Genomic DNA, 23,801 nt, shown 5'->3' with positions numbered 1-23,801 from the left:
TGGCTCCTGAGGTCAGTGGGCGACGCCGGCGGCGCCGTGCTCGTCGACGAGCGCGCCGGTGACGAACCGGTCGAGGGAGAACGGGGCGATGTGCGGGTGCAGCTCGCCGGTGGCGATGGTGTGGGCCAGGCACCAGCCCAGCCCGGGGGTCACCTTGAACCCGCCGGTCCCCCAACCGGAGTTGACCAGCACGTTCGCGTACGGGGTGCGGCCCACGATCGGCGACGCGTCCGGGGTGACGTCGACGATGCCCGCCCAGCTGCGCAGCAGGTGCGCCCGGGCGAACACCGGGAACAGCTCGACCGCGGCGGCCATCTGCCGCTCGATGACGTGGAAGGCGCCGCGCTGGCCGTAGCCGTTGTAGGAGTCGACGCCGGCGCCCATCACGAGCTCACCCTTGTGCGCCTGGGAGACGTAGACGTGCACCGCGTTCGACATGACGATCGTCGGGTGCACCGGCTCCAGCAGCTCGGACACCAGCGCCTGCAGCGGGTGCGACTGCAGCGGGGTGGCGACGCCGAGCCGGTCGAGCAGGGTCGAGGTGTGCCCGGCCGCGCAGAGCGCGACCTGCCCGCAGGCGATGTCGCCCCGGCTGGTCCGGATCCCGGTGACCCGGGCCGTGCCGTCCTCGACGGAGCCCTCGGTGACGAAGTCCAGCACCTCGCAGTCCTGGATGAGATCCACCCCGGCGGAGTCGGCGCGGCGGGCGAAGCCCCAGGCCACGCAGTCGTGCTTGGCGATGCCGGCCCGGGGCTGGTAGGTCGCGCCGAGCACCGGGTAGCGGATGTCGTGCGAGACGTTGACGATCGGGCAGATCTTCGCGACGTCGTCGGGGCCGAGGTACTCGGCGTCGATCCCGTTGAGCTTGTTCGCCTCGACCCGGCGGACCGAGTCGCGCACGTCCTGCTCGGTGTGGGCGAGGTTCAGCACGCCGCGCTGGGAGAACAGGATCGGGTAGCCGAGGTCCTCCTCCAGCCCCTCCCACAGCTTCAGGGCGTGCTCGTAGACGAAGGCCGACTCGTCCAGGAGGTAGTTCGAGCGGATGAGAGTGGTGTTGCGGGCCATGTTGCCGCCGGCCAGCCACCCCTTCTCCAGCACCGCGACGTTAGTGATGCCGTGGTTCTTGACCAGGTAGTGGGCGGTGGCCAGGCCGTGCCCGCCGCCGCCGACGATGACCACGTCGTAGGAGCGCTTCGGCTCGGGGTTGCGCCACAGGGCGTCGGGGTGCTCGGGCAGGTGGGCCCCGGGGGGCGCGTTCCCGGTGCCGGTGTGCTCGGTGCTCATGCCGTCAGCTCCGGGTAGAGGGGGTGGCGGTCGGCGAGGGCGGTGACGCGGGTGGCCGGCTCGTCGAGCTCGGCGTCGCCCGCGGCGGGGCGCAGGGCGCGGGCGATGACGTCGGCGGCCTCGGTGAAGTCCTCGGCGCCGAAGCCGCGGGCGGCCAGTGCGGGGGTGCCGATCCGGACCCCGGAACTCACCATCGGCGGGCGCGGGTCGAACGGGACGGCGTTGCGGTTGACGGTGATGCCGACCCGGTGCAGCCGGTCCTCGGCCTGCCTGCCGTCGAGCTCGGAGTCGCGCAGGTCGACCAGGACCAGGTGGACGTCGGTGCCGCCGGAGACCACGCCGATACCGGGCTCGGCCACCAGCCGCTCGGCGACGATCCGGGCACCTTCCAGGGTGCGCTGCTGGCGCTCGGCGAACGCGGGCTCGGCGGCGAGCTTGAACGCGACGGCCTTGGCCGCGATCACGTGCTCCAGCGGGCCGCCCTGCTGACCGGGGAAGACCTGCGAGTCGAGCTTCTTCGCGAGCTCGGCCCGGGCCAGGATGATGCCGCCGCGCGGGCCGCCGAGGGTCTTGTGCGTGGTGCTGGTGACGATGTCGGCGTGGGGCACCGGCGACGGGTGCAGCCCGGCCGCGACGAGGCCGGCGAAGTGCGCCATGTCGACCATCAGGCGGGCACCGACCGCGTCGGCGATCCGCCGGAACGCGGCGAAGTCGAGCTGCCGCGGGTAGGCCGACCACCCGGCGATGATCAGCTTCGGGCGGCGCTCGTGGGCCAGGCGCTCCACCTCGGCCATGTCGACGCGGTGGTCCTCGGCGCGGACGTGGTAGGCGGCGACGTCGTAGAGCCGGCCGGAGAAGTTGAGCCGCATGCCGTGGGTGAGATGCCCGCCGTGGGCCAGGTCGAGGCCCAGGATGGTGTCGCCCGGGTCGAGCAGCGCGGCCATGGCGGCGGCGTTGGCCTGGGCGCCGGAGTGCGGCTGGACGTTGGCGTGGTCGGCGCCGAACAGCGCCTTCACCCGGTCGATGGCGAGCTGCTCGACGACGTCGACGTGCTCGCAGCCGCCGTAGTAGCGGCGGCCGGGGTAGCCCTCGGCGTACTTGTTGGTGAGCACCGAGCCCTGCGCCTGCAGGACGGCCAGCGGGGCGACGTTCTCGCTGGCGATCATCTCCAGGGTGCCGCGCTGGCGGCCCAGCTCGGCGGCGACGGCCGCGTGCACCTCCGGGTCCACGTCGCGCAGCGTCCCGTCGAGGACCCTCGTCGCACCGTTCGACGGACCCCGATCCACGGTGGACGTCGTCATGGGCACCTCCAGATATCATCCTCAGGAGACTGATATATCACCTGTCTGCAAACAGCGTCGCACGGCGCTTCCGGCAGGTCAAGAAGCTGGTCACGGTCCGTGCGACCGCCCCCGGACACGCCTGCGGCGCAGGTCCTCACGCGGACCTGCGCCGCAGGTGACGTATCGGGTCAGTGGAGACGTTTCGCCAGCTCCCGGCGCATCCGCCCGAAGGGCCGGGGACGGTCGACGCCGAGCACGCCGACGGCCTCCCCCGCGGCGTCGAGGAACACGGCGAGGAACCCGTCGCCGGCCCGGGGACGCCGTCGTCGATGCGGACCGAGCCGTCCGCGGCCCGGTGTCCCGCGAACTGGATGCTGTGGCCGTACTGGTCGGACCAGAAGTAGGGCACCGCGTGGTGGGCCGGCAGCGAGTGCTCGGTCCCGAGCAGCGCCGCGGCCGCGGCGGCCGGCTGCTGCAGCGCGTTGGTCCAGTGCTCCAGGCGCAGCCGGGAGCCGGTGTAGTCGCGATGGGTGCTGGCACAGTCCCCGACCGCCACGACCCCGGGCAGGTTGGTGCGGCCCGCGGCGTCGGTGACGACGCCGTCGTCGAGGTCGAGGCCGGAGCCCTCCAGCCACTCGACGTTCGGGATCGCGCCGATCCCGACCACGACGACGTCGGCGGACAGCTCGCGGCCGTCGGTGAGCTCGACCCCGGTGATCCGGGGCGAGCCGACGAGCCGGGCCACTCCCGTCCCGAGGTGCAGCGGCACCCCGGCGGCGGCGTGCAGGTGACCGCAGGCGGTGCCCATCTCGGGCCCGAGGGCCCGCTGCAGCGGCACCGGGGCGGCCTCGACGATCGTGACGTCCAGACCGAAGCCGTGCGCGGTCGAGGCGACCTCGGCCCCGACGAACCCGGCGCCGACCACCACCAGCCGCCGGCCCGGGACGAGGTCCGCGCGCAGGGCCCGGGCGTCGTCGAGGGTGCGCAGGGTGTGCACCCCGCCGGGCAGCTCGCCCGGCAGGTTCCGGGCGCGGGCGCCCGTCGCGAGGACGACGGCGTCGGCCGGGAGGATCGAGCCGTCGTCGAGGGTCACGGCCCGGGTCGGGCCGTCGAGGGCGAGTGCGGTGCGACCGAGGCGCCACTCGACGTCGAGCGCGGCGTCGTCGTCCTCGGTCAGGGCGATGGCGTCCTCGTCGGAGCTCCCGGCGAGGAACTCCTTGGACAGCGGAGGGCGGTCGTAGGGGGCGTGCTCCTCGTCGCCGACGACCGTGATCGTCCCGGTGAAGCCCTGGGCGCGCAGGGCACGCGCCGTGGCGAGGCCGGCGAGCGAGGCGCCGACGACCGTGACGTCGCGCATCAGGTGCCGGCCTGTACGCCCCGGCGGGCGCCGGTCGCGGCACCGGGGGCGGGGACCGACTCGACGACGTGGACCACGCCGTCGGCGATCACCACCTGATGGGTGCGGACGGGGGTCTTCGCGGGCGGTCCGCTCGGCATCCCGGTCCGCAGGTCGAAGCAGGCCGCGTGCAGCGGGCACTCCACCGCACAGTCCTCGAGCCATCCGTCGGACAGCGAGGCGTCCTGGTGGGTGCAGGTGTCGTCGATGGCGTACAGGTCGCCGTCGACGTTGAAGACGGCGATGGCCACCGTCCCCCGGACACGAACGGACTCCCCGACGGGGATGTCGGACAGCTCGCCCACGAAGATCATGGTTCCTCCACTGTTGCCTATCGCGAAACTCGCCATGCCATGCGCAACCGTATGGTGAGGCCGCAGGTCGCAGCCGTCAACGAGCGATTTCGCGGGGAACACGGAGGGTCCGACGGTGTGACGACGTGGAAATGTGAGTGCCTGTCCCCTGTGACCGGACGACCCCCCCCGTTACCTTCTTGATCAAGCCCGCTGAGGGCTTGCAGGCCGCCGGCCGCGGTATGACTGACTGCCCCTGTCGCCCGATGATCTGGGGGGTGTTGTCGCCGTGGCCGGAGGGCGCCAACGACCGCTGATAGAGACCTGACCCGTGTGGTCTGCTCGCAACGTGGCTGCCGGCGCGGGTGCTCGTGGTCGGCCTGCCGCGACGAGAAGGGAGCGGCGGTTGCCCGATCCTGACCAGCACCCGACCGGGTTCGCGGTGTTCTGCGGCCTGGACGTGGGCAAGTCCGAACACCACGCCTGCGCGGTCGACACCAACGGGAAGCGGGTGCACGACAAGGCCCTGCCCAACGACGAATCGGCGCTGCGCACCGTGCTGTCCGGGCTGGCCGAGCACGGCGCGGTGCTGATGGTCATCGACCAGCCCGCCTCGATCGGAGCGCTGGCCATCGCCGTCGCTCGTGATCTGGGGATCACGGTGGCCTACCTGCCCGGGCTGGCGATGCGCCGCATCGCCGACCTGCATCCCGGGCAGGCCAAGACCGACGCCCGCGACGCCCACGTGATCGCCGAGGCCGCCCGGACGATGCCGCACACCCTGCGCCGGGTCGGCACCGACGACGAGACCCTCGCCGAACTCACTGTGCTCGCCGGTTACGACGATGACCTGGCTGGGCAGAGCACCCGGCTGACGAACCGGCTGCGCGACGCCCTGCTGCATGTTCATCCCGCCCTGGAACGCCTGCTCGGGCCACGCCTGGACCGCGGTGGCGTGCTCGACCTGCTCGCGGCCGCGCCCACCCCGCAAGCCCTGCGAGAGCTCGGCGCTGACGGGATCGCCGAGACGATGCGGGCCCGGTCGCCTCGACTGGCCCGCACCCTTCCCGCCCAGATCCTGACCTCGCTCGACGCCCAGAGCCTGACCGTTCCCGGCACGGCCGCGTTCGCCCGTGTCATCACCGGCGTCGCCGGGCAGCTGCGCCAGGTCCACACCGAACGCGACCAGCTCGCCGACGAGCTCGAAGCCCGCCTGGAGGCCCACCCTCTTGGACCGGTCCTGACCTCGATGCCCGGACTCGGGGTCAGGACCGCCATCAAGATCCTCACCATCGTCGGCGACGGCTCCGGGTTCCCCACCGCCGGGCACCTCGCCGCTTACGCCGGCCTCGCCCCAGTCACCCGCCGCTCCGGCACCTCGATCAAAGGCGAAACCCGATCCCAGCGCGGCAACCACGCCCTGAAATCCGCGCTGTTCCTGTCCGCATTCGCCGCCCTGGCCGACCCCGCCAGCCGCGCCTACTACGACCGCAAACGAGCCGCCGGCAAACGACACAACGCCGCCCTGATCTGCCTCGCCCGACGCCGCACCGACGTCATCTACGCCATGCTCCGCGACCGCCGCCCCTACAACCCGCCCACGGTCAACAACCCCGATCCAGAACTCGCCGCCGCTTGACGAACCCATAGAGACACCCCCCCCGGGCCGCCGACGGCACAGTTCGAGCCGCACGTCGACGAAAGATATATCACTCGTGGACACGTGACACCACGCCCCGGAGAATGGTGGTGTGGCCGGACCGCGACGCCACCGTCGGCACGTCGAAGCGAGGAGGACCCATGTCCGACGGACCGCGCGGACCCCGGCGCCGCGGGCCGGCCGCGGTCGAGGAGGAGCGCACGGTCCGGCGGGCGGCGGCGGCGGCCTCGGTGGGCAACGTCGCCGAGTGGTACGACTTCGGCCTCTTCTCCTTCCTCTCCGCGGTGGTGCTGAACCGGGTCCTCTTCCCCGAGGCCGGCGAGTGGTCGCTGCTACTGACGCTGGCGACGTTCGCCGCCGCGTTCGTCGTTCGGCCGCTCGGCGGGTTCGTGTTCGGCCCGCTAGGCGACCGGATCGGCCGCACCCGGGTGCTCGCGTTCACCGTCCTGCTGATGACCGTCGCGACGCTCGCGCTGGGCTTCGTGCCCTCCTACGAGACGGCGGGGATCGCCGCGCCGCTGCTGGTGCTGCTCATCCGGATGCTGCAGGGCTTCTCGGCGGGCGGGGAGTACACCGGCGCGCTGACCCTGGTCGCGGAGTACGCGCCCGACCGCCGTCGTGGGTTCTTCGGCAGCTGGCTGGAGTTCGGCACGATCACCGGCTACACCCTCGGCGCCGGCGTCTGCGGTGTGCTCGTCGCGGTGCTGCCCGAGCAGGACCTGCTCACCTGGGGCTGGCGGATCCCGTTCCTGCTCGCCCTCCCCCTCGGCATCGCCGGCATCTACCTGCGGATGCGCCTGGAGGACACCCCGGCGTTCCGGCAGCTGATGGAGCGCTCCCCCGCGCTCGCGACGATGCCCTACAAGCGGGCGATGCAGATCCTGGTCCGTCGCTACCGGGCACCGGCGCTGGTGACCGCGGCGCTGGTGGTCGCCTGGAACGTCACCAACTACGTGCTGACCAACTACATGCCCACCTACCTGACCGGGACCCTGCCCCGGCACGGCGCGCCGGGGGCCTCCGGGGCCGCCACCGGCGCCATGCTCGTCGCGGTCATGCTGGCGATGCTGTGCGTGATCACCGCGATCGGCAGGCTCAGCGACCGGGTCGGCCGCAGGCCGGTCCTGATGGTCACGAGCCTGGCCCTGGTGGCCGTCGGACTGCCCGCGGTCCGGCTGATGCGCGACGGCACGACCGGCCAGCTCGTCGGGCTGCTGCTGATGGGCACGGTGCTGGTCGGGTTCGCCGCGGTGCTCCCGTCGACACTGCCCGCACAGTTCCCCACCATGGTCCGCTACGGCGGCCTGGGCGTGGTGTTCAACCTGTCGGTGTCGCTGTTCGCGGGCACCGCACCGACCCTGATCGAGACCGCCGTGACCGCCACCGGCAACCTCGACTGGCCGGGGTACGTCCTCGTCGCCGCGGGCCTGGTCGGCGTGGCCGGCGTGGCGTTCCTGCCCGAGACCGCGGGGCGCCCGCTGGCCGGGGCGGCGCCGCTGGCCTCCAGTGCGGACCTGCCGCCGCCGGTGTCGGCCGAGGGCGTGCCGCTCGAGCAGCCTTACGACCACACACTGACCCGCCGCGGGCCTCGCCGGGAACCCCTCTTGGCGTGATTGATATATCAGTCTAACATCGCCGGTATGACCCGGGACCGGCGTGGATCGGAGCGACCGTGAGCATCTCCGTGTTCGACCTGTTCACGGTCGGGATCGGACCCTCGAGCTCGCACACCGTGGGCCCGATGCGGGCCGCGGCCCGGTTCGTCGCGCGGCTCGCCGCCTCGGACGAGCTGCCGCGCACCGCATCGGTGCGGGTCGAGCTGTTCGGCTCCCTCAGGGCGACCGGGCACGGCCACGGCAGCGTGAAGGCCGTCCTGCTCGGGCTCGCCGGGCACGAGCCGCACCTCGTCGACCCGGTCGGGGCCGACCCGATGGTCGAGGGGGTGCGCACCGAGGGCCGGATCCGCCTCGGCGGGACCCACGAGATCGCCTTCGCCGTCGACGACGACGTGGTCCTGCACCGCGACCGCCGGCTCGACTTCCACTCTAACGGCATGCTGCTGCAGGCCTTCGACGCCGACGGCGGCGTCCTGGACGAGCGCGAGTACTACTCGGTGGGCGGCGGCTTCGTGCTCGACTCCGACGAGGCGGGCCGCCCGGTCCTCGTCGAGGACGCCATCCCGGTCGCGTACCCCTTCACCACCGGCGACGAGCTGCTCGCTCTCACCCGCGCCCACGACCTGTCGATCTCCGACGTCATGCTGGCCAACGAGCTGTCCCGGCGCACCGAGGACGTGGTGCGCGGCGAGCTGCTGCACCTCTGGTCGGTGATGCGGGAGTGCGTCGAGCGGGGCACCCGCACCGGTGGCGTCCTGCCCGGCGGGCTGGAGGTGCGCCGGCGCGCGAAGGCGCTGCGCGAGCGGCTGGAGTCCGCGACCGGGGAGCCCGACGCGCTGCACGCGATGGAGTGGGTGACCCTCTACGCGCTGGCCGTGAACGAGGAGAACGCCGCCGGCGGACGGGTCGTCACCGCCCCCACCAACGGCGCCGCCGGGATCGTCCCGGCCGTGCTGCACTACGCCGAGCGCTTCCTGCCCGGCTTCGACGAGGACTCGGTGGTCCGGTTCCTGCTCACCGCGGGCGCGGTCGGCCTGCTGTTCAAGGAGAACGCCTCGATCTCCGGCGCCGAGGTCGGCTGCCAGGGCGAGGTCGGGTCGGCCTGCGCGATGGCGGCCGCCGGGCTCGCGGAGATCATGGGCGCCACCCCGGAGCAGGTCGAGAACGCCGCCGAGATCGGGATCGAGCACAATCTCGGGCTGACCTGCGACCCGATCGGCGGGCTCGTGCAGATCCCCTGCATCGAGCGCAACGCGGTCGCCTCGATCAAGGCCATCACCGCGGCGCGGATGTCGGCGCACGGCGACGGGACGCACCACGTCTCGCTGGACAAGGCCATCACGACGATGCGGGAGACGGGCGCGGACATGAAGGACGAGTACAAGGAGACCTCCCGCGGTGGTCTCGCGCTGAACATCGTCGAGTGCTGAGCCGTGCCCGGACGGACCGGGCCGCCGCTGCGCGGGGCACGACCGGCATGACGACCACCGAGGACGTGTTCGTGGACTTCGACAGCCCACGGTCGCTGGCCGACCGGGCCTACGTGGCCATCCGGGACCAGCTGATCGTGCTGGAGATCCCGCCGCTGGCCCCGATCGACGACGAGTCGCTGTCGGCCCGGCTCGGCCTGGGCCGTACCCCGGTGCGCGAGGCGCTCAAGCGGCTGGAGGCCGAGCGGCTCGTCGTGTCCTACCCGCGGCGGGGGACGTTCGCGACCGCGGTCGACATCTCCGACCTGCGCGACGTCGGTGAGGTCCGGACCGTGCTGGAGCCGACCGCCGCGCGGCGGGCCGCCGTCGTCGCCCCGCGGTGGCGGCGCGACGAGCTGCGCGAGCTCGCCGCGCGGGTCGCCGCGCTCGAGGCCCCGCGGATGGGCCGGACCGAGCTCATGCGGTGGGACGTGACGGTGCACCGGTCGGTGTACCGGGCCGCCGGGAACCCGTACCTGGAGGACACGCTCACCCGCTACCACCACCTGGCCACGCGGATCCACTGCCTGTTCCTGGACCGCATGGACGAGGTCGGCCACCACGTGCACGAGCACGGCACCCTGCTGGAGGCGATCGCCGACGGCGACGCCGACCGCGCCAAGGCCGTCAGCCGCGAGCACGTCCTGGGCTTCGAGGCCGCCGTCCGCGCGGTCCTCTGACCACCGCCGCCCGCGGGGAGGGGCGGGGGTCGTGACGGGGCCACGACCCCCGGCGGGTCAGCCCCGGAAGCGGAACGGGGCGAGCTTCTCGGCCAGCTCGACCGGGTCACCGTCCTGGCCCGGGGCGTGGTGGAAGCCCTCGGCCTCGGCGAGACCGATGAGCTCGCGGTCGTGGAACAGGCCGCAGACGTAGCGGACGGTGTCCTCACCGATCTCGGTGACCGCGACCCGCATCTGGTAGATGCCCGGGTAGTGCACCTCGGACAGGTACTGCACCGACAGCGACGAGGGGGACAGCCCGTCGAGCGGTCCGCCCTCCGGGTAGCCCAGCACGTCGGAGTGCAGCTCGGCGAGCCCGTCGAGGTACCAGGCGGCCAGCGCGACGTTGTTCACGTGGCGGTTGGTGTCCAGGTCGGTGAAGCGGGTGCGGACGTCCCAGCGGAACGGGTAGTTCTCGCGGACGGCACGGCCGTCGCCGCGCTCGGGGCGGACCGGGGCGGGGGCGTCGATGCGCAGGATCGTCAGCGCGCCGCGGACCTCGTCGGTCAGCGGGGCCGGGGCGGCGCCGTCGGTGTGCACCGAGGTCGACTCGCCGGTGGCGACGCACTCGTCGCCGGCGAAGACCGCGTACCGGTAGGAGAACGAGGTGGTGCCGACGTGGCTGACGCCGACGCCGATCCGGTAGGAGCCGGCGACCCGCAGCGGGGCCAGCACGTCGACCCGGATGGCGGCGAGCAGCAGCCGCACCCGGGACTGCAGGCGGGCGACGAGGTCGGCGCCGAAGGTGTCCCGCTCGACGGCGACGCGGGCGTCCTCGAACCAGCGCACCAGGGCGTCGCGGCCGATCCGGCGGCTCGGGTCGAGGTCGGCGTAGCGGGCCTCGTGCTCGATCAGCACCGGGAACTGTCCCGGTTCCGGCACGGTCGGCGTGGTGATGGTTGCTGTCACCCGTTACCTTCTTGATCAAGCCCGCTGAGGGCTTGCAGGCCGCCGGCCGCGGTATGACTGACTGCCCCTGTCGCCCGATGATCTGGGGGGGGTGTTGTCGCCGTGGCCGGAGGGCGCCAACGACCGCTGATAGAGACCTGACCCGTGTGGTCTGCTCGTAACGTGGCTGCCGGCGCGGGTGCTCGTGGTCGGCCTGCCGCGACGAGAAGGGAGCGGCGGTTGCCCGATCCTGACCAGCACCCGACCGGGTTCGCGGTGTTCTGCGGCCTGGACGTGGGCAAGTCCGAACACCACGCCTGCGCGGTCGACACCAACGGGAAGCGGGTGCACGACAAGGCCCTGCCCAACGACGAATCGGCGCTGCGCACCGTGCTGTCCGGGCTGGCCGAGCACGGCGCGGTGCTGATGGTCATCGACCAGCCCGCCTCGATCGGAGCGCTGGCCATCGCCGTCGCTCGTGATCTGGGGATCACGGTGGCCTACCTGCCCGGGCTGGCGATGCGCCGCATCGCCGACCTGCATCCCGGGCAGGCCAAGACCGACGCCCGCGACGCCCACGTGATCGCCGAGGCCGCCCGGACGATGCCGCACACCCTGCGCCGGGTCGGCACCGACGACGAGACCCTCGCCGAACTCACTGTGCTCGCCGGTTACGACGATGACCTGGCTGGGCAGAGCACCCGGCTGACGAACCGGCTGCGCGACGCCCTGCTGCATGTTCATCCCGCCCTGGAACGCCTGCTCGGGCCACGCCTGGACCGCGGTGGCGTGCTCGACCTGCTCGCGGCCGCGCCCACCCCGCAAGCCCTGCGAGAGCTCGGCGCTGACGGGATCGCCGAGACGATGCGGGCCCGGTCGCCTCGACTGGCCCGCACCCTTCCCGCCCAGATCCTGACCTCGCTCGACGCCCAGAGCCTGACCGTTCCCGGCACGGCCGCGTTCGCCCGTGTCATCACCGGCGTCGCCGGGCAGCTGCGCCAGGTCCACACCGAACGCGACCAGCTCGCCGACGAGCTCGAAGCCCGCCTGGAGGCCCACCCTCTTGGACCGGTCCTGACCTCGATGCCCGGACTCGGGGTCAGGACCGCCATCAAGATCCTCACCATCGTCGGCGACGGCTCCGGGTTCCCCACCGCCGGGCACCTCGCCGCTTACGCCGGCCTCGCCCCAGTCACCCGCCGCTCCGGCACCTCGATCAAAGGCGAAACCCGATCCCAGCGCGGCAACCACGCCCTGAAATCCGCGCTGTTCCTGTCCGCATTCGCCGCCCTGGCCGACCCCGCCAGCCGCGCCTACTACGACCGCAAACGAGCCGCCGGCAAACGACACAACGCCGCCCTGATCTGCCTCGCCCGACGCCGCACCGACGTCATCTACGCCATGCTCCGCGACCGCCGCCCCTACAACCCGCCCACGGTCAACAACCCCGATCCAGAACTCGCCGCCGCTTGACGAACCCATAGAGACACCCCCCCATCGTGACGCTGTGTCGCCGCTCACCGGCAACCGGCCGTCCGATATCATACGCGGTGGGCTGCTCGGGTACGCCGGGTGTGCGGTCCGGGGTGCCGGACGGCACGGTCACGGCCGGACCTGTCGGAGGTGCTCGGTAACCTGCCGGACGTGCCTCCCCCCTCGACGGCCCCCGTGCGGACCCAGGACCTGCCCGGTGTGCACGAGCTGCTCGAGGTGGCCGTCACCTCGGTCGGCGGGTCACGCCGTGACGGCCAGGACCGGATGGCCGACGCGGTGCGCCGCTCGCTGTCGTCCGGGGAGCACCTGGCCGTGCAGGCGGGTACCGGCACCGGGAAGTCGCTGGCCTACCTGGTGCCCGCGATCCGGCACGCGATCGCCCGCGACACCACGGTCGTCGTCTCGACCGCGACCATCGCGCTCCAGCGCCAGCTCGTGGACCGGGACCTGCCGCGCGTCGCGACGAGCCTGAAGAAGGTGCTGGGCCGCGAGCCTACCTTCGCCATCCTCAAGGGCCGGCGGAACTACCTGTGCATGAACAAGCTCCACGGCGACATGGACGACGATCCGGGCGACGAGCAACTGTTCGACGCGTTCGCCGTCTCGGCGCTCGGGCGGCAGGTGAAGCGGCTGCACGAGTGGTCGTCGGACACCGAGACGGGGGACCGCGACGAGCTGGTCCCCGGCGTCCCGGACTCCGCGTGGCGGCAGGTGTCGGTGACGGCGCGGGAGTGCCTCGGCGCGAGCCGGTGCCCGGTCGGTGAGGACTGCTTCGCCGAGAAGGCGAAGGCCGAGGCGGGGCGGGCCGACATCGTGGTCACCAACCACGCCCTGCTCGCGATCGACGCGATGGGCGAGGCGCAGGTGCTGCCCGAGCACGACGTCGTGATCGTCGACGAGGCGCACGAGCTCGTGGACCGGGTCACCGGCGCGGCCACCGCCGAGCTGACCGCGGGCACCGTCGCGACCGCGGCCCGGCGCTGCGGCAAGCTCGTCGACCAGGACACCGCGGACCGGCTCGCGGAGGCCGGTGAGGGTCTCGCCGCGGTGCTGGAGGACATGGCTCCGGGGCGCTGGGAGTCGCTGGGCACCGCCGCCGCGGGCGCGCTGAACGCGATCCTGTCCGCGGGCGCGGGCTGCCGGCAGGCGATGGGCGCGAACAAGCGCAGCGACGACGCCGACCCCGAGGGCGCCGCGGCCCGCAAGCTCGCCCAGGCCGTGCTCGACGAGGTCGTCGACACCGCGGCGCGGCTGCTGGAGACGTTCAAGGAGACCGACGCGGCCAAGCGTCGCGACGTCGTCTGGCTGGGTGAGCAGGGGCCCGACGGATCCCGCCACAAGGTTCTGCGGGTCGCGCCGCTGTCGGTCGGCGGGCTGCTGCGCGAGCGGCTGTTCAACACCCGCACCACCGTGCTGACCTCGGCGACGCTGGCCCTGGGCGGGTCGTTCGACGCGCTGGCCCGGCAGTGGGGCCTGCCCGCGTCGCAGCCCCGGGAGGCCGGGTCCACGCCGCCGTCGAGCGTCGACGAGGGGCACGGCCCGGTCCAGGACCCGGAGGCGCCGCGCTGGCAGGGCCTCGACGTCGGGTCCCCCTTCGCCCACGCCAAGTCCGGGATCCTCTACCTGGCGCGCCGGCTGCCCAACCCGGGCCGCGACGGCCTCGCGCCGGAGACCCTGGAGGAGATCGAGGGCCTGGTCCGGGCCGCGGGTGGGCGCACACTGGGCCTGTTCTCCTCCACCCGTGCCGCCAAGCAGGCGACCGAGGCGCTGCGCGGGAAGCTGGACACCCCGCTGCTCTGCCAGGGCGACGACTCGACGATGCTGCTGGTCAAACGGTTCGCCGAGGACCCGGAGACCTCGCTGTTCGGCACCCTGTCGCTGTGGCAGGGCGTGGACGTGCCCGGCCCGTCACTGTCCTGCGTGATCATCGACCGGATCCCGTTCCCCCGTCCCGACGACCCGCTGGTCGCCGCCCGGCAGAAGGCCACCGACGCCCGCGGCGGCAACGGGTTCCTCTCGGTGGCGGCGACGCACGCGGCGCTGCTGCTCGCCCAGGGCGCCGGGCGGCTGCTGCGCGCCACCGACGACCGCGGCGTCGTCGCGATCCTGGACCCGCGGATCTCCACCGCCCGCTACGGCGGCTTCCTGCGGGCGAGCCTGCCCCCGTTCTGGGAGACCACCGACCGGGAGAAGGTGCACGGCGCGCTGCGCCGGCTGCGCGAGTCCTCCTGACCGGCTCCCGTCGCCGACGACGCTACCCGCGGCAGGTTGTGCACAACCCATCGAGTTCGGAGGAGCACCCATGGCGAACTACACGACCGAGGCCACCTCGACCGGCGGAGGCCGCGACGGCCACGTCCGCAGCGACGACGGGTTCATCGACCAGGACCTGAGGATGCCCCCGGAGCTGGGCGGTCCCGGGGGCGCCACCAACCCCGAGCAGCTGTTCGCCGCCGCCTACGCGGCCTGCTTCCACGGCGCGCTGCGCCTGGCGGCCCGCTCGTCGGGGACCGCGGTCCCGGACGACGCCCAGGTCACCGCGACGATCCAGCTGGCCCCCGACGACGTGAGCTTCCACGTGGCGGCCGACATCACCGCCCACCTGCCGGGACTGGAGCAGGCGGCCGCGGACGAGCTCGTCGAGGCCGCCCACCAGGTGTGCCCCTACTCCAAGGCGACCCGCGGCAACGTCGAGGTCTCGCTCACCGCGACGGTCTGATCAGGGACCGTCCGGCGCCGGGATCTCGAAGGCGTTGAGCAGCGCCGACACCGACAGGTACATCCCCGTCAGGTGCACGGTGTCCAGCACCCCGTCGCGGCCGAGGGCGGCCTCGGCCGCGGCATAGGTGTCGTCGGTGACCCGGTGGGTCCGGACCAGCTCGTCGACGAACCGGTGCACGACGAGCTCGTCGCCGGTGAGCACCCGGGCCGCCGTGCCGTCGCGCAGGGCCCGCACCGCGTCCTCGCCCAGCCCGACCGAGCGGGCGACGGCGGTGTGCGCGTAGAGCTCGTAGGCGGCGCCCCAGGCCGCGCCGACGGTGAGGATGACGACCTCCCGCACCGCCGCCGGGAGCGACGACTCCTGCTGGTCCGTGCCGACCCACCGGTTGAACGCCGCGCCCGGGCGGGGCCGCAGCGCGAAGGCGTTGAACGGGCCGATCAGGCCACCCGCGTCGTCGGTGGCGGCGAACCCGGACTCCTCTCGGCCCAGCGGACCGAACCCGAGCGGATCCGGTCGACGGCGGCGCGCTGCTCCTCGTCGAGGTCGAGGGTCTCGTTGCGGGGCAGCCGGCCGCCCCAGTCGCGGGAGCCGGCGGAGGGGTGTGTGGTCACACCGGGGGGATCACCGTTGCCCGGTGCGGGCAAACGCGGCCCTGGCCAGCGCCAGGCAGGTCATCGTGCCCGGGTCGACCTCGGTGAAGCCCGCGTCGCGCACCCCGACCACCCCGTCGGTGCCGTCGTCGGCGGCCGGGCACAGCCGGTCCCAGGTCGCCCGGTCCGCGGTCCGCACCGCGCACACCGGAGCCGCCCCGACCGGCCACCCGGCGAGTGCGGCGAGCAGCATCGTGGCGTGCCCGACCTGGGCGGCGGCCTTGCCGACCGTCATCTCCACCCGCGGGGACAGCAGGACGAGCGGCGCGTCCGGATCGGGCGGCCCCGGCTCGTCGGCGGGCAGCTCCGTGCCGCCGATCTGCAGCCGCGACACCACCTTGGGGGCCTCGTCGACCGGACCGGGCAGCAGGGCACGGGCCTGCGCGTCACCGACCCGGACGGTCACCCCGGGGAGCTCCCCGACCGCACGCCAGTGCGCACCGCGCGCCCGCCGGGCGATCTTCCGGATGCGCCCGTCCACCCAGGGGGCGACGGCGTCGGACCACTCCCCGCCGGGCTGGGCCCGCGGGTCGGTGCAGACCGCGACCGCGGCCGTCGCGGCGGCCTCCAGCAGTGCGGTGCGCTGCGGCAGCGGGTCGCGCTCGATGCGCAGCACCACCGGCATCGCCCGGACGACGCCGTCGGCCTCGGGCCCGATGTCCCGGCCCCGCGCGCCGGCTCCGTACCGGCGGGCCAGCAGCTCCAGGACCGGCGCGGTCCCACCGGCCGCGCCCGGCTCGGCCGTCATGCCAGCGGGACCCGGCGCAGCACGCCCTCGGCGGCGTCGGCGGCCTCGACCTCGCTGCGGGTGATCCCCAGGACGAACAGCACGACGTCGAGGTAGGGCACCGAGACCGAGGTGTCGGCGATCTCGCGCAGCGCCTGCTTGGCGTTGAACGCCACGCCGAGCCCGGCCGTGGAGAGCATGTCGATGTCGTTCGCCCCGTCGCCGACCGCGACGGTCTGGTCGAGCGGGATGTCGTGGGACCGGGCGAAGCGGCGCAGCGCGACGGCCTTCCCGGCCCGGTCGACGACCTCGCCCACGACCCGGCCGGTGAGTCTCCCGTCGGAGATCTCCAGCTCGTTCGCGGCGACGAAGTCGAGCTTGAGCTCGCGCGCGAGCCCGGCGATGACCTGGGTGAACCCGCCGGAGACGACACCGCAGCGGTAGCCGAGGCGGCGCAGCGTGCGGATCGTGGTGCGGGCACCGGGGGTCAGCTCGATCTCGGCGGCCACCTCGTCGACGACCGAGGCGGGCAGCCCCTCCAGGGCCGCGACGCGGCGGGTGAGGGACTCGGTGAAGTCGAGCCGGCCCGCCATGGCCTCCTCGGTGACCCGCCGGACCTCGGCCTCGACGGTGGCCCCGGCCCGGGCGGCGAGCATCTCGATGACCTCGCCCTGGATCAGGGTGGAGTCGACGTCGAACACGATGAGCCGCCTGCTGCGCCGGGCCAGCCCGGCCCGGGCCACGGCCACGTCGACGCCCGCCTGGCGGGCCACCCGGACCAGCCGCTTGCGCAGCGTGCCGGGCGGGTAGGCGTCGGCGTCGCCCTCGGGCACCGGGGAGACGTGCAGTTCCAGCCCGGTCACCGGGTAGTCGGCGACCCGGCGGATGGAGTCGATGTTGGCGCCGACCGCGGCGAGCTCCGCGGCGATCGCGCCGAAGGCGCGGGCCGTGATCGGCCGGCCCAGCACCGTGACGACGTGCGTCGACGGGGTCCGGGCGGCGTGCCGGCCGTCGCGCTGGATCTCGATGTGCACGGTCATGGCGATGGAGTCCATCGCCGCTCCGACCGTGTCCTGCAGGTCCTCCGGGTCCCCCTCCGGCACGACGAGCGCGCCGAGGGTGAGCCGGCCGTTCACCACGACCTGTTCCAGGTCCAGCAGCTCGACGCCGGCCGTGGTGAGCGCGGTGAACAGCACGGAGCTGACACCGGGCCGGTCCGGCCCGGTCACCGTGACGAGCACGGTGGGCCGGGCCGGACCGGGAAGGACGGGGTGAGCCGCCGACACCTCAGTTCGACTTGGGGTCGTCGTCCGGCATGGACTCCTTGCCGACCTGCTGCGCGAGGACCTCGGTCGGGTGCGCCCGGTTGCCGACGTGCGCCTCGGCGCGCGCCTTCTCGACCAGGTGCGGGTAGTGCAGGTCGAACGCCGGACGCTCGGAGCGGATCCGGGGCAGCTCGGTGAAGTTGTGCCGCGGCGGCGGGGACGAGGTGGCCCACTCCAGCGAGTTGCCGAAGCCCCACGGGTCGTCGACGGTGCACACCCGGCCGAACCGGTAGCTCTTGAACACGTTGTAGAAGAACGGCAGCGTCGAGGCGCCCAGGATGAACGCGCCGATCGAGGAGATCGTGTTCAGCGTGGTGAAGCCGTCGGAGGGCAGGTAGTCCGCGTAGCGACGCGGGTAGCCCTCGTTGCCCAGCCAGTGCTGCACCAGGAAGGTCAGGTGGAACCCGAGGAAGGTCAGCCAGAAGTGGATCTTGCCGAGCTTCTCGTCGAGGAAGCGGCCGGTCATCTTCGGGAACCAGAAGTAGATCCCGCCGAAGGTCGCGAACACGATCGTGCCGTAGAGCACGTAGTGGAAGTGCGCGACGACGAAGTAGGTGTCCGACACGTGGAAGTCCACCGGCGGCATCGCGAGCAGGATGCCGGTCAGGCCGCCGAAGAGGAACGTGACCAGGAAGCCGACCGAGAACAGCATCGGCGTCTCGTAGGTGATCTTGCCCTTCCACAGGGTGCCGATCCAGTTGACGAACTTGACGCCCGTCGGGATCGCGATGAGGAACGTGGTGAAGGCGAAGAACGAGAGCATGATCGCGCCGGTGGCGTACATGTGGTGCGCCCACACCGCGACCGACAGCGCCGCGATGGCGATGGTCGCGAAGACCAGGCCCTTGTAACCGAAGATCGGCTTGCGGGCGAACACCGGGAAGATCTCGGACACGATGCCGAAGAACGGCAGCGCCACGATGTAGACCTCGGGGTGGCCGAAGAACCAGAACAGGTGCTGCCAGAGCACCACACCGCCGTTGGCGGGGTTGAAGATCTGGGCGCCGAGGTGGCGGTCCGCGGCCAGCGCGAGCAGCGCGGCGGTCAGGATCGGGAACGCGATCAGGATCAGCAGCGCGGTGATGAAGATGTTCCAGGTGAAGATCGGCATCCGGAACATCGTCATGCCGGGCGCGCGCATGCAGACGATGGTCGTCACGAAGTTGACGCCACCCAGGATCGTGCCCAGGCCGGAGACGACCAGCCCCATGATCCAGAGGTCACCGCCCGGCCCCGGCGAACGCACGGCGTCCGACAGCGGGGTGTAGGCGAACCAGCCGAAGTCGGCGGCACCACCGGGGGTCAGGAAGCCCGAGAGGACGATCAGGCCGCCGAACAGGAACAGCCAGTAGGAGAACGAGTTCAGCCGCGGGAACGCCACGTCGGGCGCCCCGATCTGCAGCGGGACGATGTAGTTCGCGAAGCCGAAGACGATCGGCGTCGCGAACAGCAGCAGCATGATCGTGCCGTGCATCGTGAAGAGCTGGTTGTACTGCTCGGTCGACAGGAACTGCAGCTCCGGCCGCGCGAGCTCGGCGCGGATCAGCAGCGCCATCACGCCGCCGACGGCGAAGAAGCCGAACGACGTGACCAGGTAGAGGATCGAAATGTCCTTCGGGTCCGTCGTCCTCAGCATCCTGAGGAACGTGGATCCCTTGCCTTCACGCCGCGCCGGATAGGGGCGCGTCGAGATCGGCTTGGGCTCGACGGCTGTCACCTGGGCCTCCATGCACTTGCCTGACCTGAGCACGTCCTCGCGGACGGGAGGACTGTACTTCCCGACCGGCGAGCGGCGCCCGTCCGGGCCGGGAGATCCACTCGGTGGGTCCCGGACCGTCGCACGGCGCGCGCCGATTGTGCTCTACGAAGAGTAGAACCGACACCCCCCGACCGCGCACCCAGGTCGCCCTGCACCCGGATCGGGAGGCCGGCACCGGTGTGCGACGGTGGGCACGTGGTGGTTCCGACACCCCCGCCGGGGACCCGACGCCGGGAGCCGGGCTGGGACGTGCTGCGCAGCACCTTCGTGCTGCTCGTCGTGGTCTACCACGCCACCCACCTCGGCCCGGTGCTCCACCCGGAGCTGGCCCCGCGCCGGTTCTCCTTCGACCACCAGGTCGGGGCGAGCCTGCTCCTGGTCGTCTCGGCCTACTTCGCCTGCGCGACGCTCGGCCGCCACTCCCCCGGCCGGTACTGGTGGGGCCGGGTCGCGCGGCTGCTGCCGGCGTTCCTGGTCGCGGTGCCACTGGCCTGGGTGGCGCTGCGGTTCGTCTCCCCGGCCGACTGGGCGTCCCCGCCCGCGCGGGAGATGGTCGCCAACTGGCTGATGCTGGGCAACTGGGACACCGAGCGCTACCCGTGGCTCGACCCCGCGTTCTGGACGCTGCCGCTGCAGCTGATGGCGTTCACCGCCGCCGCGGTGCTCAGCGTGACGCGCTGGGGGTACGGGCCGCGGCTGCGGATACTGCTGTGGACCATGGTGCTGGTCCCGCTGCTGCTGTGGCCGCTGCGCGCCCGGCCGGGCGAGGTCGCCGACCCGCCGTTCTGGTACCGGACGGTCGTCGACGGGCTGGGGTTCCACCGGCTGCACCTGTTCGTGGCCGGGATCGCGGTGTGGCTCTGGTCGACGCGGCGGATGCGCACCCCGCACGCGCTCGCCCTGCTGGCGGTGTGCGGCCTCGCCCAGTTCGTGCACGGTCTGGCACCGGGACCCGACAACGTCGTGCGGGTGGACCTCGACCACCTGGACGTGATCGCCGCCGCGCTGGTCTGCGCCGGGATCGCGCTGGTCGCCGTCGTGGCCCGGCTGCCCCGGCCCGGCTCGCGCATGCCGGCCCCGCTGGCGACGGCGGTGCGCCGGCTCGCCGGCATCTCCTACGGCGTCTACCTGGCCCACCAGACCGTCGGCTACGTGCTGATGCGGCGGCTGCAGGACCTCGGCGTCGGGCCGATGCTGCAGTCCGCGGCGATGCTGGCGACGGCGGTCGCACTGGGCTGGGCGCTGACTCGGCTGGTGGAACGCCCGGCCCACGCCGCGCTGATGCGGGCGTGGGACCGGCGCGCAGGAGCTACCTGAGCGGCTCGAAGACCTCGGTCCAGATCTCCGGCGCGGTCGCCGGGTTGGGCGGGGAGTCGACGATGTAGAACTCGGTGCCCAGCCCCATCGCGAACACCGGGTCCGGCATCGTCAGCATGAAGTGGTCGGGCCCCATCTGGCTGGCGTGTGCGCGCATCGAGGCCCGCTTGGGCCCGGCGTACTCGACGGCCTCGACCCGGTGGGTGATCTCCGACTCGGGCTTGCCGAACGACGGGTCGTCGGGGATGTCGAGGGAGAAGTCGGCGCCGCCGTCGGCACGCAGCCCCTTCATCCCGCGCAGCAGCCAGTCCCGGTTGGTGGTGTTCTGCGCGACGACCGGCACCCCGGCCAGCTCGCCGGCGCGGCCGCCGACCCGGTGCACCTGGATGTGGTCGGGGTGGCCGTAGCCGCCGTTGTCGTCGTAGGTGGTGAGGACGTCGGCCTCCTCCTCCTCGAGGATCAGCGCCAGCCGCTTGGCGGCGTGCTCCACCGGGGCCCGCCAGAAGCAGTAGGGGGCGTCGTTGGAGGGCTCGCCCATCATCCCGGAGTCGACGTAGCCGAGGAACTCCACACGGGAGACCCCCAGCACACGGGCCGACTCGTGGCACTCCGCGGAGCGACGGACCGGCAGCTGCTCCCCCTCGGCCAGGACACCGGGCACCGGCTCCCCCAGCTCACCGCGGGTCGCGAAGACGAGGACGACGCGGTGGCCGAGCGCGGCGGCCTTGGCGAGCGTGCCCGCGGTGCCGATCGACTCGTCGTCGGGATGGGCATGGAAGCTGACGAGGGTCCCCACGGGGGTGAGCCTAGGAGCCGGGGCCGGCGCCCCCGCACGGGGCCGCCGTCGATCTACAGACCGTTGACGCGCCGTCAGATGTGTGTAGCATCACAGCTCCCGAAACCGGCACAGGAGCCACCCACCATGGCCGATGTCGTCAGCGTCGACAACGTCGATCCCACCCCCGCCACCCCGGCCGTCCCGCGCGTGTCGCCGGAGGTGTTCAACGCCGCCGCGCACCTCACCGTGGCCCGGGTCGAGGCCGGCGACGGCGGGCGCACCGCCGTCCGCTTCCCCGGCGGCTCGCTCACCTACGCCGCGCTGACCGACCGGGTCCGGCTCGTCGCCGGGGCCCTGCGCCGGGCCGGGGTACGGCCCGAGCAGCGGGTGCTGCTGGTGATGCCGGACGACGTCGAGCTGTTCACCGCGATCCTCGCGACCCTGTGGACGGGTGCGGTCGCCGTGCCCTGCTCGACGATGCTGACCGGCCGCGAGCTGGGCGTGCTCGTCCGGGACTCGCGGGCGACCACCGTGGTCGGCGGCGAGGCGTTCGCCGCACACCTGGCCGACGCCGTCGCGGGGGCACCCGACCTGGAGCGCGTCGTCCTCACCGGACCCGACCCGCTGCTCGCCGCCGGGGTGACCTCGCTGACCTGGGACGCGCTGCTCGACGGCGCCGACCCACTGACCGAGCCGCACCCGACCTGGGCGGAGTCGCAGGCGCTCTGGCTCTACACCTCGGGCACCACCGGCAAGCCCAAGGGTGCCATGCACCGTCACGACGACATCCGGTTCGTCGCCGACACCTACGGTCGCCAGGTCCTCGGCATCCGCCGCAACGACGTCTGCCTGTCGGTCGCGAAGCTGTTCTTCGCCTACGGCATCGGCAACTCGATGTTCTTCCCGCTCTCGGTCGGCGCCTGCACGGTCCTCGAACCGTCACGGCCGAACCCCGAGCACTACTCCCGGCTCGCCGAGCAGCACGGCGCGACGCTGTTCTTCGCCGTCCCCAGCTTCTGGGGCCCGATGATCGCCGCCGACCTGCCACGGGAACGGTTCGCGACCGTGCGCCGGGGGGCCTCGGCCGGTGAGGCGCTGCCCGCGCGGATGTTCCACGGCGTGCTCGACCGCTACGGCTTCGAGGTCCTCGACGGCATCGGCTCCACCGAGGCGCTGCACATCTTCATCTCCAACCGGCCGGGCGAGGTCGTACCGGGCAGCTCCGGGTTCCCGGTCCCCGGCTACGAGGTGGAGCTGCGACGCCCGGACGGCAGCGTCATCGACGGCGCGGGTGAGCAGGGCATGCTCTATGTCGCGGGGGACTCGGTGTGCACCGGCTACTGGTGCCGCACCGAGGTCAACCGCGCGGTGTTCCAGGGCCGCTGGATGCGCACCGGCGACCAGTACGTCCGCGGCGAGGACGGATCCTGGACCTGCCTGGGCCGCGCCGACGACGTCCTCAAGGTCGGGGGGATCTGGGTCTCCCCCGGCGAGGTCGAGACCCGTCTGCTGGAGCACCCGGGGCTCGCGGAGGCCGTCGTCGTCGGCGTCCCCGACGCCGACGGGCTGGACAAGCCGGTCGCGTTCGTCGTGCCCCGCGACCCGGCGGCCGCGCCGTCGGAGACCGAGCTCGTCGCGTTCTGTCGTCAGGGGCTGGCCTCGTTCAAGCGACCGCGCGCCGTGGTCACCGTCGACGAGCTGCCCAAGACCCCCACCGGGAAGATCCAGCGCTTCCGGCTGCGCGCGCACGCCGCCTCGCTGCCCGGGACGACCGGGCACCCCGGCGACCCGGAGACGGTGGTCTGAGCACCGTCGGCGGTGTCTCGAAGTGGGACGTCCGCTCGCCCCGGCCGCCCCGCCGGGGTTCACTCACCGGACACGACGACGGCGAGGAGGCCGGTGTGGACACGTGGGACTGGATCCCGGAGACCCCTGCGACCTGGGACGACCGGAAGGCCCGGGTGCTCGACGGTCTCGACCCCGCGCTGTTCGGTCTCGGCAGGCCCGGCGACGGCGACCCGCTCGGCGACGAGTGGTGGCGGGTCGAGGACGCCGACGGCACGACCGTGGCCTACGGCAGGCTCGACGGCACCTGGGGTGACGCCGAGATCCTGGTCCTGGTCACCCCCGCGGCCCGGCACACCGGAGCCGGCTCCTTCGTGCTGGACCACCTGGAGGCCGAGGCGGGCCGGCGGCGGCTGCACTACCTCTACAACGTCGTGCCCGCCGGCCACCCCGACCCCGAGCCCGTGACCGCCTGGCTCGTCGCCCGCGGCTTCGTCCCCAACGACGTCGGCGAGCTGCGCAAGCAGGTCCCCGCCGCGCTGGTGCCGAACCAGGGCTGATCCGTCCGCGGACCACACGGCAACACTCCACACTCTTCCGTCGTCACGACATCTGGTTGTAGTCTTTGGGGACCGC

Annotated in this window: 21 protein-coding genes; 10 read left to right on the top strand and 11 right to left on the bottom strand. The window is 72.9% G+C overall.

Features of this window, described 5'->3' with window-relative positions:
- Nucleotides 1-12: 12 nt before the first annotated feature.
- From KPF47_RS16370 to KPF47_RS16355, 4 genes are all read right to left on the bottom strand, one after another.
- Nucleotides 13-1,284, bottom strand: coding sequence for a sarcosine oxidase subunit beta family protein (locus KPF47_RS16370; protein WP_224389627.1), 1,272 nt, complete (start codon nucleotides 1,282-1,284; stop codon nucleotides 13-15).
- A complete protein-coding gene (gene glyA / locus KPF47_RS16365; RefSeq protein WP_224389626.1) occupies nucleotides 1,281-2,585 on the bottom strand; it encodes a serine hydroxymethyltransferase in 1,305 nt (434 codons plus the stop codon). Before glyA ends, KPF47_RS16370 begins: the two co-directional genes overlap by 4 nt.
- A 136-nt stretch (nucleotides 2,586-2,721) precedes the next feature.
- Complete coding sequence (locus KPF47_RS16360) at nucleotides 2,722-3,924, bottom strand: FAD-dependent oxidoreductase (RefSeq protein ID WP_308015407.1); 1,203 nt, start codon at nucleotides 3,922-3,924, stop codon at nucleotides 2,722-2,724.
- On the bottom strand, nucleotides 3,924-4,277 hold the full coding sequence (locus KPF47_RS16355) for a bifunctional 3-phenylpropionate/cinnamic acid dioxygenase ferredoxin subunit (RefSeq protein WP_224389625.1): 354 nt from the start codon (nucleotides 4,275-4,277) through the stop codon (nucleotides 3,924-3,926). Before KPF47_RS16355 ends, KPF47_RS16360 begins: the two co-directional genes overlap by 1 nt.
- 385 nt (nucleotides 4,278-4,662) lie before the next feature.
- Here KPF47_RS16355 and KPF47_RS16350 point away from each other — a divergent pair, with 385 nt between their 5' ends.
- The 4 genes from KPF47_RS16350 to KPF47_RS16335 all read left to right on the top strand — a co-directional run bounded on the left by KPF47_RS16350 (nucleotide 4,663) and on the right by KPF47_RS16335 (nucleotide 9,681).
- The gene (locus tag KPF47_RS16350; protein ID WP_224386690.1) at nucleotides 4,663-5,895 is read left to right on the top strand and encodes an IS110 family transposase; all 1,233 of its coding nucleotides are present in this window, start codon (nucleotides 4,663-4,665) and stop codon (nucleotides 5,893-5,895) included.
- A gap of 161 nt (nucleotides 5,896-6,056) precedes the next feature.
- Entirely contained in the window at nucleotides 6,057-7,529 is a 1,473-nt protein-coding gene (locus KPF47_RS16345) for an MFS transporter (RefSeq protein ID WP_224389624.1), read from the top strand.
- A gap of 59 nt (nucleotides 7,530-7,588) precedes the next feature.
- Nucleotides 7,589-8,962, top strand: a complete 1,374-nt coding sequence (locus tag KPF47_RS16340) for an L-serine ammonia-lyase (RefSeq protein WP_224389623.1) — start codon at nucleotides 7,589-7,591, stop codon at nucleotides 8,960-8,962.
- Nucleotides 8,963-9,009: 47 nt separating this feature from the next.
- A complete protein-coding gene (locus KPF47_RS16335) occupies nucleotides 9,010-9,681 on the top strand; it encodes a GntR family transcriptional regulator (protein WP_224389622.1) in 672 nt (223 codons plus the stop codon).
- Nucleotides 9,682-9,738: 57 nt separating this feature from the next.
- On the opposite strand, the gene KPF47_RS40150 is transcribed toward KPF47_RS16335, so the two are convergent.
- Complete coding sequence (locus KPF47_RS40150) at nucleotides 9,739-10,629, bottom strand: thioesterase family protein (RefSeq protein ID WP_224389621.1); 891 nt, start codon at nucleotides 10,627-10,629, stop codon at nucleotides 9,739-9,741.
- A gap of 219 nt (nucleotides 10,630-10,848) precedes the next feature.
- Here KPF47_RS40150 and KPF47_RS16325 point away from each other — a divergent pair, with 219 nt between their 5' ends.
- The 3 genes from KPF47_RS16325 (at nucleotide 10,849) to KPF47_RS16315 (ending at nucleotide 14,821) form a co-directional block, all read left to right on the top strand.
- Nucleotides 10,849-12,081, top strand: coding sequence for an IS110 family transposase (locus tag KPF47_RS16325; RefSeq protein WP_224386690.1), 1,233 nt, complete (start codon nucleotides 10,849-10,851; stop codon nucleotides 12,079-12,081).
- Nucleotides 12,082-12,276: 195 nt separating this feature from the next.
- Nucleotides 12,277-14,334: an ATP-dependent DNA helicase gene (locus KPF47_RS16320; protein WP_224389620.1), complete on the top strand. Its 2,058-nt coding sequence runs from the start codon at nucleotides 12,277-12,279 to the stop codon at nucleotides 14,332-14,334.
- A gap of 70 nt (nucleotides 14,335-14,404) precedes the next feature.
- Nucleotides 14,405-14,821: an organic hydroperoxide resistance protein gene (locus KPF47_RS16315; RefSeq protein WP_224389619.1), complete on the top strand. Its 417-nt coding sequence runs from the start codon at nucleotides 14,405-14,407 to the stop codon at nucleotides 14,819-14,821.
- Here the strand turns inward: KPF47_RS16315 and KPF47_RS16310 are convergent, their stop codons facing one another.
- The 5 genes from KPF47_RS16310 to ctaD are packed head-to-tail and all read right to left on the bottom strand — an operon-like array spanning nucleotide 14,822 to nucleotide 19,243.
- The gene (locus KPF47_RS16310; protein WP_224389938.1) at nucleotides 14,822-15,238 is read right to left on the bottom strand and encodes a carboxymuconolactone decarboxylase family protein; all 417 of its coding nucleotides are present in this window, start codon (nucleotides 15,236-15,238) and stop codon (nucleotides 14,822-14,824) included.
- A 23-nt stretch (nucleotides 15,239-15,261) separates the two neighbouring features.
- Nucleotides 15,262-15,435 (bottom strand): hypothetical protein, encoded by a 174-nt coding sequence (locus KPF47_RS16305; RefSeq protein ID WP_224389618.1) that lies wholly within the window; start codon nucleotides 15,433-15,435, stop codon nucleotides 15,262-15,264.
- A 10-nt stretch (nucleotides 15,436-15,445) separates the two neighbouring features.
- A complete protein-coding gene (locus tag KPF47_RS16300) occupies nucleotides 15,446-16,222 on the bottom strand; it encodes a peptidyl-tRNA hydrolase (protein WP_224389617.1) in 777 nt (258 codons plus the stop codon).
- Entirely contained in the window at nucleotides 16,219-17,430 is a 1,212-nt protein-coding gene (gene serB, locus KPF47_RS16295; RefSeq protein ID WP_374108852.1) for a phosphoserine phosphatase SerB, read from the bottom strand. Before serB ends, KPF47_RS16300 begins: the two co-directional genes overlap by 4 nt.
- Nucleotides 17,431-17,488: 58 nt before the next feature.
- Nucleotides 17,489-19,243 carry a cytochrome c oxidase subunit I gene (ctaD, locus tag KPF47_RS16290; RefSeq protein WP_224389616.1) on the bottom strand — a complete coding sequence of 585 codons (1,755 nt, stop codon included), beginning with the start codon at nucleotides 19,241-19,243 and terminating at the stop codon, nucleotides 17,489-17,491.
- 237 nt (nucleotides 19,244-19,480) lie between these two features.
- Here ctaD and KPF47_RS16285 point away from each other — a divergent pair, with 237 nt between their 5' ends.
- The gene (locus KPF47_RS16285; RefSeq protein WP_224389615.1) at nucleotides 19,481-20,602 is read left to right on the top strand and encodes an acyltransferase; all 1,122 of its coding nucleotides are present in this window, start codon (nucleotides 19,481-19,483) and stop codon (nucleotides 20,600-20,602) included.
- Here KPF47_RS16285 and KPF47_RS16280 read toward each other — a convergent pair.
- Nucleotides 20,595-21,398, bottom strand: coding sequence for a PIG-L family deacetylase (locus KPF47_RS16280; protein ID WP_224389614.1), 804 nt, complete (start codon nucleotides 21,396-21,398; stop codon nucleotides 20,595-20,597). The genes KPF47_RS16285 and KPF47_RS16280 overlap by 8 nt on opposite strands.
- A 126-nt stretch (nucleotides 21,399-21,524) precedes the next feature.
- Between KPF47_RS16280 and KPF47_RS16275 the strand changes: the two genes are divergently transcribed.
- Both KPF47_RS16275 and KPF47_RS16270 read left to right on the top strand, forming a co-directional pair.
- The gene (locus KPF47_RS16275; protein WP_224389613.1) at nucleotides 21,525-23,186 is read left to right on the top strand and encodes a benzoate-CoA ligase family protein; all 1,662 of its coding nucleotides are present in this window, start codon (nucleotides 21,525-21,527) and stop codon (nucleotides 23,184-23,186) included.
- 95 nt (nucleotides 23,187-23,281) lie between these two features.
- A complete protein-coding gene (locus KPF47_RS16270) occupies nucleotides 23,282-23,725 on the top strand; it encodes a GNAT family N-acetyltransferase (protein ID WP_224389612.1) in 444 nt (147 codons plus the stop codon).
- The last annotated feature ends 76 nt before the right edge of the window (nucleotides 23,726-23,801 follow it).

The sequence above is a fragment of the Pseudonocardia sp. ICBG1293 genome, assembly GCF_020131355.1.
Lineage (GTDB): Bacteria > Actinomycetota > Actinomycetes > Mycobacteriales > Pseudonocardiaceae > Pseudonocardia.
The sequence above is the reverse complement of the archived record's forward strand: the minus strand, read 5'-3'. Positions and strand labels throughout refer to the sequence as shown.

Coding starts and splice junctions, on each gene's coding strand:
- KPF47_RS16355 (WP_224389625.1), bottom strand. CDS start 4,277: ATGATCTTCGTGGGCGAGCTGTCCGACATCCCCGTCGGGGAGTCCGTT.
- KPF47_RS16315 (WP_224389619.1), top strand. CDS start 14,405: ATGGCGAACTACACGACCGAGGCCACCTCGACCGGCGGAGGCCGCGAC.
- KPF47_RS16275 (WP_224389613.1), top strand. CDS start 21,525: ATGGCCGATGTCGTCAGCGTCGACAACGTCGATCCCACCCCCGCCACC.
- KPF47_RS16335 (WP_224389622.1), top strand. CDS start 9,010: ATGACGACCACCGAGGACGTGTTCGTGGACTTCGACAGCCCACGGTCG.
- KPF47_RS16300 (WP_224389617.1), bottom strand. CDS start 16,222: ATGACGGCCGAGCCGGGCGCGGCCGGTGGGACCGCGCCGGTCCTGGAG.
- KPF47_RS16370 (WP_224389627.1), bottom strand. CDS start 1,284: ATGAGCACCGAGCACACCGGCACCGGGAACGCGCCCCCCGGGGCCCAC.
- glyA (WP_224389626.1), bottom strand. CDS start 2,585: ATGACGACGTCCACCGTGGATCGGGGTCCGTCGAACGGTGCGACGAGG.
- KPF47_RS16360 (WP_308015407.1), bottom strand. CDS start 3,924: ATGCGCGACGTCACGGTCGTCGGCGCCTCGCTCGCCGGCCTCGCCACG.
- KPF47_RS16345 (WP_224389624.1), top strand. CDS start 6,057: ATGTCCGACGGACCGCGCGGACCCCGGCGCCGCGGGCCGGCCGCGGTC.